Origin of the sequence: Rhodococcus sp. NPDC076796, assembly GCF_040702765.1 — a bacterium.
Taxonomy (GTDB): Bacteria; Actinomycetota; Actinomycetes; order Mycobacteriales; family Mycobacteriaceae; genus Rhodococcoides.
This window is the reverse complement of sequence record NZ_JBFBMS010000003.1, coordinates 554,145-572,348: the sequence shown is the minus strand read 5'-3', so window position 1 is coordinate 572,348 and position 18,204 is coordinate 554,145. Positions and strand designations below refer to the sequence as shown.

The following is an 18,204-nucleotide window of genomic DNA, read 5'->3' as shown; positions in this document are numbered from 1 at the left end:
GCGGCAGAGAGCGGGCGAACGAGAAACTAGGGTGAACGTCCATGACGAGTATGTGGAACGCGCCGCTGCGGACACGCTGGCGCGGGTCGAGACGACGCGACACCGAACAGGCGCGGTTCCTCACGCGCGCGTCCCTCGACTGGGTTCTCGCCAACAAGGCGTACACGCCGTGGTACCTGGTCCGCTACTACCGCCTCGCGAAGTTCAAGCTGGCCAATCCGCACGTGATCCTCAAGGGCATGGTGTTTCTCGGCAAGAACGTCGAGATTCATTCCACTCCCGAGCTCTCGCGCCTCGAGATCGGACGCTGGGTACACATCGGGGACGGCAATGCCATTCGCTGCCACGAAGGTTCGCTGCGGATCGGCGACAAGGTGGTGTTCGGCAAGGACAACGTCGTCAACACCTACCTCGACATCGAGATCGGCGCGTCGACGCTGGTGGCCGACTGGTGCTACATCTGCGATTTCGATCATCGGATGGACGATGTGAACATGCCCATCAAGGATCAGGGAATCGTGAAGGGACCCGTGAGAATCGGTCCGGACACGTGGATCGCGGCCAAGGTGACGATCCTGCGCGAGACCCGCATCGGCCGGGGCTGCGTGCTCGGTGCCCACGCCGTGGTCAAGGGTGAGATCCCGGACTACAGCATCGCGGTCGGTGCCCCGGCCAAGGTCGTCCGCAATCGCAAGGTCGCCTGGGAGGCCGGTGCCGCCGAGCGCGCGAAATACATTGCTGCGCTGGAGGACATCGCCCGCAAGAAGGCTCTCGGACAGGCCGAGGCGGTGCGGGAGAACTGACCCTCCTGTTTTCAGGTACGGCCGGGGAGAGCGCGCTCGACGATGTGCGGGCGAGCCAGCGGATGCCGAACTTTGCGTTTGGCTTCCCGATAGACCTCGGCCGTCGATTCCGCGACGTGCTTCCAGTCGAAATCGACGGTGAGGCGCTCGCGGGCGGCCACGGCCCGTTCCTGCGCGGCGTCCGTGTTGTCGAGAACACGCCGCACGGCGGCGGCCAGCCCGCCGACGTCGCCGGGCTCGAAGGACAGGCCGGTCACGCCGTCGACGATGGCTTCACCCAGCCCGCCTGCGGTGGACGCGACCAGCGGGGTGCCCGCAGCCGCTGCCTCGAGCGCGATGATGCCGAAAGGTTCGTATCGACTGGGCAGGACGATGGCGTCGGCCCCGTGCAGCCAGCCGAGTAGTTCGGTGTGGTCGAGATTGCCCAGGAACGACACTGCGCGGGCCACCCGGTGCGTGCGCGCCAGCCCTGCCAACCAGGCGAACTGTGTTCCTTCGCCGGCGATGTGCAGGGTGGTACCCGGGTGGCTTCGTCGGATGCGGGGCAGAGCTGCGATGGCATCCTGGATGCCCTTCTCGTATTCGAGTCGGCCGACGTAGAGCAACTTGGCCGGCTCCGATCGAGGCTCTCGTCGCCGAAAGTGCCAGGTGGATCGGTCGATTCCGTTGCGAATCACCTTCACCGCCGACTCCGATACTCCGAACAGAGTGGTGACCTCGTCCTTCATCGATGCCGAGCAGGTGATCACCGCATCGGAATCGTTGGCGAGCCACCACTCGACGGAGTGCACCTGGCGGTTGACGGGGCCGGAGATCCAGCCGCTGTGGCGTCCGGCCTCGGTGGCGTGGATGGTCGAGACGAGTGGTACGTCGTAGAACTCGGCGAGGGCGATCGCCGGGTGCGCAACGAGCCAGTCGTGAGCATGAACGACGTCGGGTTGCCAGCCGTCGCCCAGACCCGGCTTTCCCAGCGCGACGCCGGCACGGACCATCGCGTGCCCCATCGCGAGGGTCCACGCGAGCATGTCCTCCCCGAAGACGAAGTGAGCCGGGTCCTCGGCGACGGCGACGACGAGCACCCCGTCCTCGATGTGGTGGGACGTCGGGTGGGTGGCGGCGTCGGTTCCGGTGGGTCGACGCGACAGAACGACGACCTCGTGCCCGCATCGGACCAGTTCGGTGGCCAGGTGATGCACGTGCCGACCGAGCCCGCCGACCACCACGGGTGGGTACTCCCACGACACCATCAGAATCTTCATCGACGCCCCCCTGCACCTTCTCGCTCGCCGTCACCGTGTGCACCGGGCAGCCTGCGCGCATCCAACGCAGGAAACAGTCCGTCCGCTCGGTTCCATTGCCGAGCCAGTTCGTTCGCCCGGGCAGGTGACCCACCTGCGGCCGCGGCCGCGATCTCGCGCAGCGCATGTGCATGGACGTGCGCGCGCTCCCGTGCGTAGCCTGCGGCGGAATCCTTGCTGACCATGAATGCCCAGTCGCTGGCCACGGCCATCAGTGTCTCACGCAGTATCTGATCGTTGACCCGATTGCGTAGTTCGGGCCCGCCGGCGCGACGCTGTACATCTCGGGCGGTGTCGACGGCGTCGAGTGCGGTCCGAGATACCTCGGAATTGAGCGCGACCAGGTCGGCGACGTCGTCGCCCGCCCACACTCGCCAGTCCTTGCCCGATCCCCACGACGAATCCTGCAGTTCCAGTGGCGCTCCGACGTAACCCTGCTCGCGGGCGTCGCTGAGCGTGCCGACGGTGATGCCGGCCGCCGGAAGCGCGCGCATGAGCTTGCCGAGCCACTGTGGGCCCTCGTGCCACCAGTGTCCGAACAGCTCGGTGTCGAATGCCGCCACCACCAGGGCGTCGCGACCGATCCGCTCGGATTCGGAGATCAATCGCCTGCGAACCACATCGACGAAGTCGGCGACGTGACGGTCCACCGTCGTCGCGGCCCGCTCGGGATCGTAGGGAGCCTTGTCGTTCGACGCGACCGAACGGCCGGTGACCCGGGCCGGTTTGAGACCGGTGGCGTGATCGTAGGTGTGGAAATCCCGATAGGAACCGTGGCCAGGATAGCCGGACTTCGGTGACCAGACGCGGTAGCTGACCGGCAGATCGCGTCCGAATGCGACGACATCGGAGTCCCAGACCGGCCTACCGAGGGAGGTGTCTCCGCGCATTGCGGGCCCGTCGACCATGAAGTGCGAGACCCCGGCCGCGGCGTAGTCGGATTCCATGCCGGGGGTGAATCCGCATTCGGGTGCCCAGATACCTCGGGGCGTGGAGCCCCACCGGGCGCGGGCGTCGAGCAGACCTTCTCGGAGCGAGAATTCGCGTAGTCGGGGATCGAGCAGCGGCTGGAACGGGTGCGCCAACGGTCCACCCAGTAGTTCGACGGTTCCGGTTTCGATCAGCGGCCGGAGTACCGCGGACCCGCCGTGCCGCCACCGGGACTCGAATCGATCGAGCGCAGCGGCAGAACCTCGGTGTTCACGAACGGACAGGTCGCGGTTCGTTGCTTCGTGGGCTCTGAGCTGCCAGTTCGCGAGCCAGTGGTGCATTCCGGACAGGCAGTGCGGATCGTCGAGTTGAGCAGCCAGCACCGGGGTGATCCCCAGCGACAGCACGTTGCTGTGGCCGTCGTCGGCCAGCTGCTCGAGTGCCGCGGTGAGCGGTAGATAGCAGTCGGCCCAGGACTGATACAGCCATTCCTCGCCTACCGGCCAGCGTCCGTGGTTGGCCAACCACGGCAGGTGGGAGTGCAGAACGAGAGAGAACATGCCCGGCACGGTGGCACCGGATGTCACCCGATCACCGTGCTCGAGCTCTTGCGGGCGACGGCGACCAGGTCGAGGCTGTCGTCTATGCGGTCGGCGGCGATGTCGAAGTCCTCGATCGAGATGGCCGCGACGTCCTCGGTGAGTTCGGTCGGCCAGGGTTCACCGGCCAGGGCTCGTTCGATCTGCGCGTCGATGAACGAACCGCCGTGCTTGGCGTCGAGTGCGGCCAGCGTGCGTCCGTGCCGGACTCCGGTGAGTTCGTCGACCTCGAGCCGTGCGTCCACGAGAAGCTCGGTGAGTTCGGCCGCGTCGAGTTCGCGAGTGTGGAACGGATTGAGCGGGGTGTCGCGGCCGGGCGAGAAGGTGATGCGGTTGGGAGTGCTGATCAGCAGAATGCCCCCGGGCGCGAGCACCCGGTGCACTTCGGCGAGGAACGCACCTTGATCCCAGAGGTGCTCGATCACCTGGAAATTGACGACCACGTCGATCGAGGAATCGGCGACGGGAAGGCGGTCGAGGTTGCCACGCAGCATCGTCACCCTGGGGTAGCGGGCATGCACGTGTGCGGCGGCCGACGCGTCGTAGTCGAGACCGAGAACCTTCGTCGCGACATCGGCAATCATGTTGGCTCCGTAGCCTTCTCCCGATCCCGCTTCGAGTACCGTTCGGTCGCGGCAGCGCTCGACGAGTGCGCGGTAGACCACCTCGTGGCGGCGGAACCAGTAGTTCTCCTCGGCGATCCCGGGCACGGTGCGCTCCCCGGTGAGGGGGAGTGGTTCCGGTGCCGGTGCCTGAGCCGATGAATCGTTCACCGACGAAAGGTTAGTGGAGGCGCAGGAGAGGTAAGCCAACGTGGTCTCCATAACAGTCGGGGTACAGATGTATGGTCGGACAGGCAAGGAGGTAAGTTACCCACCAGTAACTACGGTGAGGTAACCTCGTCCCAGACCGTAGAACTGCACGAACCGTTAGAACACTCACGATCAGCAGAACATGACCAGGAGGTCGACGCAGACCCATGACGAACATCGTTGTTTTGATCAAGCAGGTTCCAGACACGTGGTCCGAGCGCAAGCTCACCGACGGTGACTACACCCTCGATCGCGAGGCTGCCGACGCCGTCCTCGACGAGATCAACGAGCGGGCCGTCGAAGAAGCGCTGCTCATCAAGGAAGCCCAGGGCGGTGAGGTCAAGGTTCTGTCCGCAGGCCCCGATCGCGCCACCGATGCCATCCGCAAGGCCTTGTCGATGGGTGCAGACAGCGCAGTGCACCTCAACGATCCGACCCTGCACGGCTCCGACGCGATCCAGACCGGATACGCGCTGGCCGCAGCGCTCGGCAATGTCGCATTCGAGAACGACGAGCCGGCCGATCTCATCATCGCAGGCAACGAGGCCACCGACGGTCGCACCGGTGCCGTTCCCGCGATCATCGCCGAGTACCTGCAGATCCCGGCCCTGACGCAGATGCGCAAGCTCACCGTCGCCGACGGCAAGGTCACCGGCGAGCGGGAGACCGACGAAGGCATCTTCGGCCTCGAAGCCGCGCTGCCCGCCATCGTGAGCGTCACCGAGAAGATCAACGAACCGCGCTTCCCGTCGTTCAAGGGCATCATGGCCGCCAAGAAGAAGACGGTGCAGACCATCACGCTCGCCGACATCGGTGTCGAGGACGGCATCGTCGGCGTCGACAACGCGGGAACGACCGTCACGTCGTCCACCCCCAAGCCTCCCAAGACTGCAGGCGAGCGGCTCACCGACGAGGGCGACGGCGGCGACAAGATCGCCACCTACCTCGTCGGCCAGAAGATCATCTGATCCCGCCCCACCGAGCAATCGAAGACAAACGAGGAGCAAGTCATGGCAGAAGTACTCGTGCTCGTGGAGCACGTCGAGGGAACACTGAAGAAGGTCAGCCACGAGCTGATCACCGCCGCTCGTGCGCTGGGTGAGCCGTCCGCGGTCGTCACCGGCCCGGTCGGCACCACCGACAAGGTCGCCGACGCGCTGACCGAAGCCGGTGCCGAGAAGATCTACGCCGCCGAATCCGACGCAGTCGACGGATTCCTCGTCACCCCGAAGGTCGACGTGCTGTCGGCACTCGCGGAGTCGGTCTCGCCGGCAGCGATCATCACCGCGGCCACGATCGAGGGCAAGGAAGTTGCGGGTCGACTCGCAGCACGCCTCGGCTCGGGCTACCACAACGACGTCGTCGCACTGAACGGCGACGGCAGTGCCGTCTACTCCATCTTCGGTGGCGCGTTCACCGTCGAGGCCAAGGCCAACGGCGACGTTCCGGTCATCTCGCTGCGCCCCGGTGCAGTAGAGGCCGAGCCGAAGGCCGGAGCGGGTACCCGCGAAACCGTCGAGGTCCCCGCGCAGGAAGAAGGGGCCGTCAAGGTCACCTCGCGTGACCCGATCGTCGGCGGCGACCGTCCGGAGCTCACCGAGGCATCGGTCGTCGTCTCCGGCGGACGTGGTGTCGGCAGTGCCGACAAGTTCTCCGTCGTCGAGGAGCTCGCCGACTCGCTCGGTGCCGCAGTCGGTGCCTCGCGCGCCGCTGTCGACTCCGGCTACTACCCCGGCCAGTTCCAGGTGGGTCAGACGGGCAAGACCGTCTCCCCGCAGCTGTACGTCGCACTGGGTATCTCCGGAGCCATCCAGCACCGTGCAGGCATGCAGACCTCGAAGACGATCGTCGCGGTCAACAAGGACGAGGAAGCGCCCATCTTCGAGATCGCCGACTACGGCATCGTCGGTGACCTCTTCAACGTCGCACCGCAGCTGACCGAGGCAGTCAAGAAGCACAAGGGATAGCTTCGATCGCTGTTCCACACAGGCCCTCACCGCCCGCGCGGTGGGGGCCTGTCGTGTCGAGTAGCGCAACCTTGTTCACGCAAACTCTTCCGACACGTTTCCCCGACGATGCCCGGTAGTCTTCCCCGCTCGTTAGACACACCTCATGACCACTTCCGTCATGAGCTCGACTGCATCGATCGTCCCGGCCACCGACCGCTACTCGCTGGTGTTGTCCACCGACCCGGAACACCGACTCGCCGCGCAGCGTCTGCGCTACGAGGTGTTCGCTTCCGAGCCGGGGTTTTCCATTCCCACCGACACCGACGGCCTCGACGCCGATCGGTTCGACGAATTCTGTGATCACCTGCTCGTTCGTGACCAGTGGACCGACACGTTCGTCGGCTGCTACCGCATGTTGCCGCCGCAGGCTGCAGTGTCCGCAGGCGGGTACTACACGGCAACCGAATTCGATATCTCCGCACTCGATCCCGTCGGCATGAATATCGTCGAAATGGGAAGGGCTGCAGTGCACCCCGATCACCGGTCCGGGTCCGTACTCGGGCTGATGTGGGCCGGAATCCTGCATTACCTCGATGTGACGGGATACGAGTGGGTGATGGGCTGCGTGTCGGTGCCCATGCAGTCGGTGCCCGGGGACCCCATCGGGGCCAACGTTCGCAGTGTTCGAGACCGGCTGTTGGGCAAGCACGCAACGCCGCTCGACCGTCGGGTCCGGCCGTACTCTCCGGTCGTCGTAGACGGCGTGGATCTGATCGACATCGAACCCGCGAAGCGAACGTCGATGCCACCGTTGATGAACGGCTACCTGCGACTCGGTGCCTCCATCTGCGGTGAGCCGGCGCACGATCCCGAATTCGGTGTCGCCGATTTCGTCGCGCTGCTCGGCTTGCACGAGACCAACACTCGCTATCTCGACCGCTTGCGTTCGGCAGCAACGACATTCGAGTCCGGTGTCCGGTGACACAACCGATCGTGCACGCGTGGATGCCGTCGTCGCCGTGCAGTGACGGCTGTCTGCCGAAGAATCCACCGACGGTGGGACGAATCGTCCTCGCACTGCGAATCGTACTGGCGTTGGCGGCGTTCGGGTTGCTGCCGGTGTTGGTCGTCCTCGGGGTTCCCTTCCCGCGGGTTCGCCGGTCGCTGACGCGGATCGGTGCTCGCACCCTGCTGTTCGCCATCGGAATCGACCTGACCCTGCTCGACGCCCGCTCGGAGCGGGAACGCTCCCGAACCGCCGCAGGTGCACTGCACGTCGCCGGTCACATCTCCTGGACCGACGTCGTTGTGCTCACCGCGGTACAGCCGTCGACCTTCGTCGCGCGTGCCGACCTGATCGACTGGCCGGTGCTCGGTCGCCTCGCGCGGGCCATGAAGGTACTTCCGATCGATCGAGCTCGACTGCATCAGCTCCCCGGCGTCGTCGATCAGGTGGCCGATCGTGTCCGCGCCGGCGGATCGGTCGTCGTCTTCCCCGAGGCCACCACCTGGTGTGGTCGCGCCTACGGCTCGCTTCGGCCTGCGCTGCTTCAGGCCGCGATCGATTCGGAGACCTGGGTGCAGCCGATTCGGCTGCGCTACCTCGACCGGACCGGCGAGCAGACCACCGCCACGTGCTTCGTGGGAGACGAAACGATCGGCGCATCCATCGGCCGGATCTTCCGACTGCGCGGACTGCGTGCCGAGGTGGAGTTCACGGCCCCGGAGGCACCCGGCGGCGATCGCCGCGACCTCGCTCGACGATGCGAGGTGGCGATTCGACGCGATGACGTCTACGACCCCACCGTGCACGAGGTGATGGCCGAGGCCGAACGCAGCCCGATGCCGCCGACGGTTGCGGCGGCCTGACCGAGCATCGATCACCGTGACCGCGGACCCACCTCGCGCAGGTAGGTCCGCGGCCACGGCAGCGGGTATCGTCTAGCCTGTTATGCCTTCTGTGCGCAGTACGACTGCTCCCGTCCCGCCGCGGCCACCGGTGTACCTCGATCACGCAGCGACGACCCCGATGCTGCCGAGCGCGATCGAGGCGATGACCTCTGTGTTCGCCACGGTGGGCAACGCGTCCTCGCTGCACACCTCAGGTCGGTCCGCTCGGCGTCGAGTGGAGGAATCTCGCGAGTCGATCGCCGCGGACCTGGGCGCGCGCCCGTCCGAGGTGATCTTCACCTCCGGCGGCACCGAGAGTGACAACCTCGCCGTCAAGGGCATCTTCGCGGCCCGTCGAGACTCCGATGCAGCACTGACCAGGATCATCGCCAGCTCGGTGGAGCACCACGCGGTGCTCGACGCAGTCGAGTGGCTCGTCGCACACGAAGGTGCGAGTGTCACCTGGCTCCCGGTCGACACCGAGGGGCGGGTCACCCCGGATACGCTGCGCGCCGAGCTGGCCCTGCATGCCGACGAGACTGCGCTGGTCACCGTGATGTGGGCCAACAACGAGATCGGCACCGTCATGCCGATCGCCGAGTTGGCAGCCGTGGCCGCCGAATACGGGGTCCCGATGCACAGTGACGCGGTCCAGGCGGTGCCGCATCTGCCCGTCGGATTCTCCGCGAGCGGTCTGTCCGCGCTCAGCATCGCCGCACACAAGTTCGGTGGACCGCAGGGCGTCGGAGCGCTGTTGCTCGGCCGCCAGGTCCCGTGTGTTCCGCTGTTCCACGGCGGGGGACACGAGCGAGACGTTCGTTCGGGCACCCCGGACACTGCAGGCGTCGTCGCGATGGCTGCTGCGTTGCGGTCGACCGTCGAGAACTCGGCGCGGCACCGCGCAGAACTGAGAGCACTGCGCGATCGGTTGATCGTCGGAATCAGAGACGCCGTTCCCGACGCCGTCCTCAACGGTCCGGAAGGCGACGACCGGCTGGCCGGGAACGTGCATTTCACCTTTCCCGGGTGCGAGGGTGATTCGCTGTTGATGCTCCTCGACGCGGCGGGCATAGAATGCTCTACGGGCTCGGCGTGCACTGCAGGCGTGGCCAGCGCCAGTCATGTACTGATTGCGCTCGGGTGCGATCCGGCCGTCGCCCGCGGATCACTGCGGTTCTCGCTGGGGACCGGCTCGTCCGAATCGGACGTCACCACTGTGCTTGCGGCTCTGCCGCAGGTCGTCGAACGTGCTCGCGCCGCCGGACTGGCCGGCGTCGGAGCTCGAGGAGGAAATCGCTGATGCGTGTTCTGGCTGCAATGAGCGGCGGAGTCGACTCGGCCGTTGCCGCGGCCCGCGCCGTGGACGAGGGCCACGACGTCGTCGGCGTGCACCTGGCTCTGTCGACCGCTCCCGGCGCTCTGCGCACCGGTTCGCGTGGTTGCTGCTCCAAGGAGGACGCGGGTGACGCGCGTCGAGCTGCCGACGTACTCGGAATCCCCTTCTACGTATGGGACTTCGCCGATCGCTTCAAAGAGGACGTCATCGACGATTTCGTCGCGTCCTATGCCGCCGGTGAGACCCCGAATCCGTGCCTACGCTGCAACGAGAAGATCAAGTTCTCCGCTCTGGCGGACCGCGCTCTGGCACTGGGCTTCGATGCCGTGGCGACCGGGCACTACGCGCAACTGCACGACGGCGTCCTGCGACGTGCCGTGGACGCGGACAAGGACCAGTCGTACGTGTTGGCAGTGCTGAATCAGGCGCAGCTCTCGCGTGCGATGTTCCCCATCGGAGACACCCCGAAGTCCGAGATTCGTGAGGAGGCTGCCGAGCGTGGGTTGGCTGTTGCCGACAAGCCGGACAGTCACGACATCTGTTTCATCCCCTCGGGCGACACTCGCGCATTCCTCGGCGCGCGGATCGGTGTGCGCCCGGGCAAGGTCGTCGACTCCGAGACCGGAGCCGAACTGGCCGATCACGAAGGCGTGCACGGGTTCACCATCGGACAACGCAAGGGCCTCGGCGTGGAAGGACCGGCCGCGGACGGCCGTCCCCGCTACGTGACCTCGATCGAACCCGACAGTGGCACGGTCATGGTCGGCTCGGCGCAGAAGCTCGACGTCTGGGCGATCAGCGGAGATCGCGCGGTGTGGACCGAAGGTACCGCTCCGACCGGCCCCATCGAGTGTGTCGTTCAGGTCCGCGCACACGGCGGACTGACCGAGGCCGTCGCCGAGGCAGCGGGCGACGGTATGGAAATCCAACTGCGGGCTCCACTGACCGGTGTGGCCAAGGGGCAGGCAGCGGTGCTGTACCGCAAGGACATTCACGGAGACATCGTCATCGGCAGCTCGACCATCTCGGGCACTCGATCCGAGCGCGAGTGACCCCGGGCGTCTTCGCTGGACTGGCGACCGGCATCGGCTCGTGGCCGGGCACCGACATCCGTGAGGCTGCGGCGGTCGTCGTCGGGGAGTTCACCGAGCTTCCACACGTCGTCGAACTTCCGGCGCGCGGCTTGGGTGCGGACATGATCGGACGCACCGGAGCCATCATGGTCGACGTCGAACTCGACGTGCGCACCTCCGGCTATCGCGTCGTGCCGCGTCCGATGCTCGCCGGTCGCCGGGCGACCGATTTCCTGGCCGAGGACCTCGACGTGCTCGAGGAACTGTGGGAGGTGTCGGGGCTTCGCGGCAGCGGCCGCACCATCAAGGTCCAGGCCGCCGGTCCGTTCACGATGGCAGCTCAGGTCGAACTTCGGCACGGGCATCGGGCCCTGACCGATCGCGGGGCGCTGCGGCATTTCGCCGAATCCCTCGGCGAGGGACTGCGCCTGCATTGCGCGGAGTTGACGCGTCGGCTCGGAGTCGAGGTTCTCGTTCAGCTCGACGAACCCAGTCTCGCAGCCGTTCTGGCCGGCAGCCTGACGGGAATCACCGGGCTCGATTCGGTGCGGGCAGTCCCGGAACCGGATGTTCTCGACCTGCTCGATTCGTTGATCGAGACGATCGACCTCCCCGTTGCGGTGCATTGTTGCGCCGGCGACGTTCCGTTCGATCTGCTTCGCCGGTCGCGCGCCGTTGCGGTCGCCGTCGACGCGACTGCGCTGCGCCGCAGCGACTTCGACGGAGTCGGCGAGCTGCTGCAATCCGGCAAGACGCTGATGCTCGGGTTGATTCCGTCCGAAACGCCCGTGCGGCCACCCCATTGGCGCGAACTGGCCGAGCCGGGTGTCAATTTGATCGACCGACTCGGTTTCGACAGATCGGTTCTCGCCTCCCGGATCTCGGTGACGCCTGCATGTGGATTGGCCGGCAGCACACCGGAGTGGGCCCGTCGCGCAACAGGACTCGCCCACGACGTGGCTGCCGCGTTCGCGGATTCACCCGATTCGTTGTGAGATCACACAGCAGGTCGGAGTGAAACATCGCGGACTTCGGGCCGATCGAGCCCACTACCATTAGGACGCCGAACAGATGTGACACTATTCACATGGCCGTTGGGGGTCTGTTGAATACGTGGGAGTTCGGAAAATGGCATCAGGTGGTCGCGACTTCGACGAGGTTGCCTCCCTCCGGCGTTCCGGCAGGCACCGTCGAGGTCTCGTAGCGAAACTGGCCGCGGCCACCTCCGACTGGTATCGAGCGCCGCACGATTTCGAGTGGATCCTCAATCACAGATCGACCCGTCCGCTGACCGGGATCATCCGTGCCGTGTTCGGTACCGCCACCTTGATGTACGCCGTCACCTCGATCCTGATGCTGTTCAGCGACCTCGGGCCTCAGGGCAGTGTGGCGATCGGCTGGGTTCTCTTCGTTCTCGTCACTCAGGTGTTCGTCGCCGCACGGTGCGTGCTCGGGCCACTCCCGGGGAAGAAGTTCTTCGTCGCGTTTCTGGCCTTCGGGGACATTCTCACGACCTCGGTGCTGATTCTGTACGCACCTGTCGCGTCCCTGATCGGAACGGTGCTGTTCGCCGTCACGGGAGCGTTCTGTACCTACTTCCTCAGTCCGCGACTGCTGGTGGCGCATCTGGTGTGGACCGCAACGTTCATCGTCGGCTTCGGTATCCGCACCTTCGTGTCGGTGATGAACGACGAGGTCGACTACATCGACGGACCCGCCGTCGCGACCGCGACGGTGGTTCTCCTTCTGGCGACGGTGGGAGTACCCGTGTTCGCTCAGGTGGCCTGGACGACGCTGTCCAACGACGCCAAGCGGTCGGTTCTCGACCCGTTGACCGGGGTCTACAACCGGCGCGGCATCGACAGCGAACTGCTCGACCTGTGGCACCAGGCCAGCAAGGCGGGCATGTCCATGGCCTTCCTGGTTGTCGACATCGACAAGTTCAAGGCCGTCAACGACCGATTCGGGCACAGCCGCGGCGACGAAGTGATCGTGCGGGTCGCCGATCGGCTGCGCCGCTTGGTCCGGCATCAGGGCGGAGTGCTCGCCCGAACCGGTGGTGAAGAGTTCCTCGTCGCCATGGTCGGTGATGCGCGGGGGATGGTCGATCTCGGCTTCGACGTCGTTCGGGTGCTCTGGGACCGCCGCGACGACATTCCCGTCACCGTCAGTGTGGGAATGGCGTTGTTGCGCGAGGACTCGGCTCTGTGGGACGTGGGCAAGTCCGTGGTCGGCAGAGCAGCTCGAACGGCGGACGCGGCGATGTACCGGTCCAAGCAGTCCGGTGGAAACAGTTTGGTCATCGACGAGATCTGAGGACTCGAACCGACGTCGCTCGATGCGCCGGTGTGCTCGGGAGAGACCTCTGCGATGATCGTGCGATGTATCGGCTATCGGATGCCCAGCGACGTGGACTACCTGCCGGAGTGCTGTTGTCGGTGATGGCCTCTGTGCTCGGGGGCATCTACGCCGATTCCTTCCTGACCGGCTTCGCGTTGACCGCCGGTATCTGCGCGGTGGCGATCATCGCCGCCACGCTGTTGCTGGGTCTGATGGGGCGGTAGTCGCTGCGCTGCAGCGGGTGCTGCTCTGTCGGTGGGTTCGGATAATCTTCGACACGTGCCCGAATCGACCGAACCGCCAGCAGGAAACGACGAGACCGCAGGGACCGTCGGTGTCGAACTCGATGCCGCGTCGGCCGATCGCGAGCGATGGCAGATGCTGGCCGAGGAAGTGCGCGGTCATCAGTTCCGCTACTACGTGCGCGACGCGCCGCTCGTGTCCGACGGTGAATTCGATGCACTGCTGCGTGAGCTGAACGAGCTGGAAGAGGCGCACCCGGATCTGCGCACGGCGGATTCACCGACACAACTCGTCGGGGGCGGCTTCGCGACGGAATTCACCGCCGTGGACCACCTGGAACGAATGTTGAGCCTGGACAACGTGTTCGACCACGACGAGCTTCGGGCCTGGGCCAAACGGGTCGAGATCGAAGCAGGGCCGGATCTGGAGTACCTGTGCGAGGTCAAGATCGACGGCGTTGCACTGAATCTGGTGTACGAGAACGGCACCCTCGTGCGCGGTGCCACCCGAGGTGACGGACGTACCGGTGAGGACGTGACGCTCAACGCACGCACGATCGACGACATCCCGGACACTCTGACGGGTAGCGAGCAGTACCCCGTGCCGGAGTTGTTGGAAGTGCGCGGCGAGGTCTTCTTCCGGTTGGAGGACTTCCAGGCGCTCAACGCCTCACTCGTGGCGGAGGGTAAGCCCCCGTTCGCGAATCCGCGGAATTCGGCGGCGGGGTCGCTGCGACAGAAGAATCCGGCGGTCACCTCCAAGCGGCGTCTGGGAATGATCTGCCACGGCTTCGGTCGCATGGTGGGTTTCACCCCCGAGTCGCAGTGGCACGCCTACGAGGCGCTGCGCGCCTGGGGTCTGCCCATTTCCAGCCATACGACCCGCGTGCAGGGCGTCGACGCCGTCATCGAGAAAGTCGTCTACTGGGACCAGCACCGACACGACGTCGAACACGAGATCGACGGCCTGGTCGTCAAGATCGACGACATGTCGCTGCATCGTCGACTGGGAACGACGTCTCGCGCGCCGCGGTGGGCCATCGCGTACAAGTACCCACCCGAGGAAGTCACCACCACGCTGCTCGACATCCGGGTCAGCGTGGGCCGGACGGGCAGAGTGACCCCGTTCGCGTACATGACGCCGGTTCTCGTGGCCGGCTCCACTGTGTCGCTGGCGACGCTCCACAACGGCTCGGAGGTCAAGCGTAAGGGCGTTCTGATCGGTGACACCGTGACCATTCGCAAAGCGGGAGAGGTTATTCCGGAGGTTCTCGGTCCCGTCGTCGCCGCCAGGACCGGTGACGAGACCGAGTTCGTCATGCCCACCGAGTGCCCGGAGTGCTCGACGCCCCTGGCTCCGGCCAAGGAGGGTGACGCCGATCTTCGCTGCCCCAACTCGCAGTTCTGCCCGGCGCAACGTCGCGAGCGGGTGTTCTTCGTGGCCGAGCGGCAGCGATTCGACATCGAGGGCCTCGGGTACGAGGCCGCATCCGACCTGTTGGCCACCGGGGCCATCGAGGACGAAGGTGATCTGTTCTCGCTCACCGAGGACGACCTGATGAAGACGGCGATCTTCCGCACCAAGTCCGGGGCGTTGTCCGCCACCGGTCGAAAGTTGCTCGACAACCTGGCCACCGCACGGAACCAGCCGCTGTGGCGAGTGCTGGTCAGTCTGTCCATTCGGCACGTCGGTCCGTCGGCAGCCCGCGCATTGGCAGGGGAGTTCGGCAGTCTCGAGCGAATCCGGGCGGCGTCGGTCGAGGAACTCTCGGCGGTCGACGGGGTTGGCGGCACCATCGCGGCCGCAGTCTCCGAGTGGTTCGAGGTCGACTGGCACCGCGCCATCGTCGACAAGTGGCGGGCCGCGGGCGTGCGGATGGAAGACGAGCGTGATGCCTCGATCGAGCGCAATCTCGAGGGGCTGTCGATCGTGGTCACCGGGTCGCTGGCGTCGTACTCACGTGACGAGGCCAAGGAAGCGATCCTGCTGCGAGGCGGGAAGGCTGCAGGTTCGGTGTCCAAGAAAACGGCGTTCGTGGTCGTCGGCGAAGCTCCGGGGTCCAAGCACGACAAGGCAATCGAGCTCGGCGTGCCGGTGCTCGACGAAGCGGGATTCACTCTGCTGCTGACCGAGGGGCCCGATGCGGTGGCTCCGACCGAAGCAGAACCTGGATCGACGGACTGATCGGGCCGGGACGCGTCAGTTCAGTACCGTCGCGACGATGCCGGCGAGATACCCGAGTCGGGCAACCTCCGAGGGCCTGAACTCCGGGCCCCCGGGCCTGCCAAGCATCAGCACGGTGCCGGTGGTGCCGAGGGGAGCAGCGGCGATCTTGGTGTCCATGTCACGCCATACCTGAGGCACCCACTCGGCGTCGGAATCGAGAGCGGCAGGGGCGTTCAGCGGAAACCACGGCAGCTCGGCGGCGTGCGTCTCGGGAGCCCCCGAGCTGCCCACCAGACGGAACGGGCCGTGCGCGTTGGTGGCGACGACGGTGCTCCACCCCACTCGAAGGACACGGGGGGCTCCGTCGACGAGCACCTGAAGTCGATCGTCGGACGCCGCGGCGACCCGATCGATCAATTCCAGTTCCCGGTGCGTGTCGAGGACGCCGGTGTACGGGCGGATGGAATCGACCCGAACATCGGTGAGGTTCTCGGCAGCGGTGATCAGCGTGTCGGGAAGCGAACCCGGAGCAACATCGACCACCAGATCGTCGACCGCGTATCCGTCGCCGCGTTCGATGACGTCGAGGGAGAGGATGTCCGCCCCGACCGAACCGAGCGCGACGGCCAACGATCCGAGGCTGCCCGGCCGGTCCGGCAGTTGGACGCGGAGCAGGTAGGACATGTCACGCTCCCTTTCGACTTCTAACGTACTTCGGCCACCCCAGCGTCATCGGTCGTTGCTGGCGAAAGAAAGGGAACACGATGCACCCCGGCGCGAGCAATCCTTGCATCTTCGACCTGTCCGGTACGTCGCGCAACGCGGGCCGTGACAATTCCGACACCCGCTGTGCCCACGAGGAGTGCGCGAAAAGCCCGCGTAACACTACGCACTAGGCTGGACCGCGTTCGCGAACCCGTGAGGTTCGCTCTGCACGAATACGGGGCCGCTTCTGCAGGCTCCGCTCCTACCGTCTGAAAGGGGTCTACGCGGTGCCAGACATCTCCCGCGACGAGGTCGCTCACCTCGCCCGGCTGTCGCGCTTGGCTCTCAGCGACGCCGAACTCGACGAGTTCGCCGGCCAGTTGGACTCGATTCTTCATCACGTCAAGGCAGTGGCGGAGGTGGCGACGGACGACGTACCGCCGACGGCCAACCCCAGTGACATCGTGAATGTGACGCGTCCCGACGTGATCGTTCCCGGCCTGACGCCGGAGCAATCGCTGTCCGGTGCACCGAACGCCGAGGAGGGCCGTTTCGCGGTGCCGCAGATTCTGGGAGAGAGCGAATGACCGACCTGACGAAGCTCGACGCGTCCGAGCTCGCCACCCGTATCCACGCGCGTGAGATCAGCGCCGTCGAGGTGACCCAGGCCCATCTCGACCGGATCTCCGAGGTCGACGGAGACCTGCACGCATTTCTGCATGTCGCAGCAGCCGAGGCACTCGCAGCGGCGACCGACGTCGATGCGGGATTGTCTGCGGGACACGCACCTGCCTCGGCTCTGGCGGGCGTGCCGCTCGCCCTCAAGGACGTGTTCACCACCACCGACATGCCGACGACGGCCGGATCGAAGATTCTCGACGGGTGGATGTCGCCGTACGACGCGACGCTGACCACGAGGCTGCGGGCCGCGGGCATTCCGGTGCTGGGCAAGACCAACATGGACGAGTTCGCGATGGGTTCGTCCACCGAGAACTCTGCCTACGGACCGACCAAGAACCCCTGGGACACCACCCGCATCCCCGGCGGCTCGGGCGGCGGCAGTGCTGCGGCGCTCGCGTCGTACCAGGCCCCGCTGGCCATCGGTACCGACACCGGTGGATCGATCCGTCAGCCGGCGGCACTGACCGGCACCGTGGGAACCAAGCCGACCTACGGCAGCGTCTCGCGCTACGGACTGATCGCCTGTGCGTCCTCCCTCGATCAGGGCGGCCCGTGCGGTCGCACCGTGCTCGATACCGCGTTGCTGCACGAGGTCATCGCCGGATACGACGCGCGGGACTCCACGTCTGTGGAGACGGCAGTTCGACCGGTGGTCGCAGCGGCACGGGAGGGTGCTCGCGGTGACCTGACGGGCGTGCGCGTCGGTGTGGTCAAGGAATTGCACTCGGACAAGTACCAGCCCGGTGTGATCTCGTCCTTCGACGCCGCGGTGGCGAGTCTCACCGAACTCGGTGCCGAGGTGGTCGAGGTGTCGTGCCCCAACTTCGTGCACGCGTTGGCTGCCTACTACCTGATTCTTCCGTCGGAGGTGTCGTCCAACCTGGCTAGGTTCGACGGCATGCGGTACGGATTGCGGGCGGGTGACGACGGCAAGCACAGTGCCGAGCAGGTCATGGCCACCACGCGCGCGGAGGGGTTCGGACCGGAAGTCAAGCGTCGCATCATGATCGGGACGTACGCCCTCTCCGCGGGATACTACGACGCCTACTACGGCTCCGCCCTGAAGGTGCGCACGTTGATCGCCCGCGACTTCGATGACGCATACGAGAAGGTCGACGTGCTGGTCTCGCCGACGACCCCGACGACGGCATTCCCGTTGGGGGACAAGGTCGACGATCCGATGGCGATGTACCTCAACGACCTGTGCACGCTGCCGACGAACCTCGCGGGTCACTGCGCGATGTCGGTACCGTCGGGTCTTGCCTCCGAGGACGGACTGCCCGTGGGTCTGCAGATCATGGCTCCGGCGTTCGCGGACGAGCGTCTCTACCGTGTCGGTGCCGCATACGAGGCCGCTCGCGGCGCTCTGAGGTAGTTCG

At 66.1% G+C, this 18,204-nt stretch carries 17 protein-coding genes; 13 read left to right on the top strand and 4 right to left on the bottom strand.

From position 1 onward, the window contains the following. The first annotated feature begins 41 nt into the window (after positions 1 to 41). Positions 42 to 803: an acyltransferase gene (locus tag AB0366_RS12905; RefSeq protein ID WP_366244238.1), complete on the top strand. Its 762-nt coding sequence runs from the start codon at positions 42 to 44 to the stop codon at positions 801 to 803. Positions 804 to 814: 11 nt separating this feature from the next. Here the strand turns inward: AB0366_RS12905 and AB0366_RS12900 are convergent, their stop codons facing one another. From AB0366_RS12900 to AB0366_RS12890, 3 genes are read right to left on the bottom strand one after another with little or no spacing between them, the layout of a single operon-like run. Then, on the bottom strand, positions 815 to 2,062 hold the full coding sequence (locus AB0366_RS12900; protein WP_366244237.1) for a glycosyltransferase family 4 protein: 1,248 nt from the start codon (positions 2,060 to 2,062) through the stop codon (positions 815 to 817). Continuing rightward, positions 2,059 to 3,591 carry a glycoside hydrolase family 57 protein gene (locus AB0366_RS12895; RefSeq protein WP_366244437.1) on the bottom strand — a complete coding sequence of 511 codons (1,533 nt, stop codon included), beginning with the start codon at positions 3,589 to 3,591 and terminating at the stop codon, positions 2,059 to 2,061. Before AB0366_RS12895 ends, AB0366_RS12900 begins: the two co-directional genes overlap by 4 nt. A 23-nt stretch (positions 3,592 to 3,614) precedes the next feature. Beyond that, positions 3,615 to 4,454 (bottom strand): class I SAM-dependent methyltransferase, encoded by an 840-nt coding sequence (locus AB0366_RS12890; RefSeq protein ID WP_366244436.1) that lies wholly within the window; start codon positions 4,452 to 4,454, stop codon positions 3,615 to 3,617. A 155-nt stretch (positions 4,455 to 4,609) separates the two neighbouring features. Between AB0366_RS12890 and AB0366_RS12885 the strand changes: the two genes are divergently transcribed. From AB0366_RS12885 to ligA, 10 genes are all read left to right on the top strand, one after another. Next, positions 4,610 to 5,410, top strand: coding sequence for an electron transfer flavoprotein subunit beta/FixA family protein (locus AB0366_RS12885; protein ID WP_121870210.1), 801 nt, complete (start codon positions 4,610 to 4,612; stop codon positions 5,408 to 5,410). A gap of 42 nt (positions 5,411 to 5,452) precedes the next feature. After that, positions 5,453 to 6,409 (top strand): electron transfer flavoprotein subunit alpha/FixB family protein, encoded by a 957-nt coding sequence (locus AB0366_RS12880; RefSeq protein ID WP_121870209.1) that lies wholly within the window; start codon positions 5,453 to 5,455, stop codon positions 6,407 to 6,409. A gap of 145 nt (positions 6,410 to 6,554) precedes the next feature. Continuing rightward, entirely contained in the window at positions 6,555 to 7,373 is an 819-nt protein-coding gene (locus AB0366_RS12875; protein ID WP_366244236.1) for a GNAT family N-acyltransferase, read from the top strand. Further along, on the top strand, positions 7,370 to 8,260 hold the full coding sequence (locus AB0366_RS12870; RefSeq protein WP_366244235.1) for a lysophospholipid acyltransferase family protein: 891 nt from the start codon (positions 7,370 to 7,372) through the stop codon (positions 8,258 to 8,260). Before AB0366_RS12875 ends, AB0366_RS12870 begins: the two co-directional genes overlap by 4 nt. A gap of 82 nt (positions 8,261 to 8,342) precedes the next feature. Beyond that, positions 8,343 to 9,581: a cysteine desulfurase family protein gene (locus AB0366_RS12865; RefSeq protein ID WP_366244234.1), complete on the top strand. Its 1,239-nt coding sequence runs from the start codon at positions 8,343 to 8,345 to the stop codon at positions 9,579 to 9,581. Then, positions 9,581 to 10,669 carry a tRNA 2-thiouridine(34) synthase MnmA gene (gene mnmA / locus AB0366_RS12860; RefSeq protein ID WP_121870206.1) on the top strand — a complete coding sequence of 363 codons (1,089 nt, stop codon included), beginning with the start codon at positions 9,581 to 9,583 and terminating at the stop codon, positions 10,667 to 10,669. Before AB0366_RS12865 ends, mnmA begins: the two co-directional genes overlap by 1 nt. Beyond that, the gene (locus tag AB0366_RS12855; RefSeq protein ID WP_366244233.1) at positions 10,666 to 11,685 is read left to right on the top strand and encodes a methionine synthase; all 1,020 of its coding nucleotides are present in this window, start codon (positions 10,666 to 10,668) and stop codon (positions 11,683 to 11,685) included. Before mnmA ends, AB0366_RS12855 begins: the two co-directional genes overlap by 4 nt. 133 nt (positions 11,686 to 11,818) lie before the next feature. Continuing rightward, positions 11,819 to 13,006, top strand: coding sequence for a GGDEF domain-containing protein (locus tag AB0366_RS12850; protein WP_366244232.1), 1,188 nt, complete (start codon positions 11,819 to 11,821; stop codon positions 13,004 to 13,006). Positions 13,007 to 13,071: 65 nt separating this feature from the next. Then, complete coding sequence (locus AB0366_RS12845) at positions 13,072 to 13,254, top strand: hypothetical protein (RefSeq protein WP_366244231.1); 183 nt, start codon at positions 13,072 to 13,074, stop codon at positions 13,252 to 13,254. A 55-nt stretch (positions 13,255 to 13,309) separates the two neighbouring features. Next, positions 13,310 to 15,457 carry an NAD-dependent DNA ligase LigA gene (gene ligA, locus AB0366_RS12840; protein ID WP_366244230.1) on the top strand — a complete coding sequence of 716 codons (2,148 nt, stop codon included), beginning with the start codon at positions 13,310 to 13,312 and terminating at the stop codon, positions 15,455 to 15,457. A gap of 15 nt (positions 15,458 to 15,472) precedes the next feature. On the opposite strand, the gene AB0366_RS12835 is transcribed toward ligA, so the two are convergent. After that, positions 15,473 to 16,123: an amino acid-binding protein gene (locus tag AB0366_RS12835; RefSeq protein ID WP_068045765.1), complete on the bottom strand. Its 651-nt coding sequence runs from the start codon at positions 16,121 to 16,123 to the stop codon at positions 15,473 to 15,475. 308 nt (positions 16,124 to 16,431) lie between these two features. Between AB0366_RS12835 and gatC the strand changes: the two genes are divergently transcribed. Next, complete coding sequence (gatC, locus tag AB0366_RS12830; RefSeq protein WP_068045762.1) at positions 16,432 to 16,731, top strand: Asp-tRNA(Asn)/Glu-tRNA(Gln) amidotransferase subunit GatC; 300 nt, start codon at positions 16,432 to 16,434, stop codon at positions 16,729 to 16,731. Beyond that, on the top strand, positions 16,728 to 18,200 hold the full coding sequence (gene gatA, locus AB0366_RS12825; RefSeq protein WP_366244229.1) for an Asp-tRNA(Asn)/Glu-tRNA(Gln) amidotransferase subunit GatA: 1,473 nt from the start codon (positions 16,728 to 16,730) through the stop codon (positions 18,198 to 18,200). Before gatC ends, gatA begins: the two co-directional genes overlap by 4 nt. Positions 18,201 to 18,204: the final 4 nt, after the last annotated feature.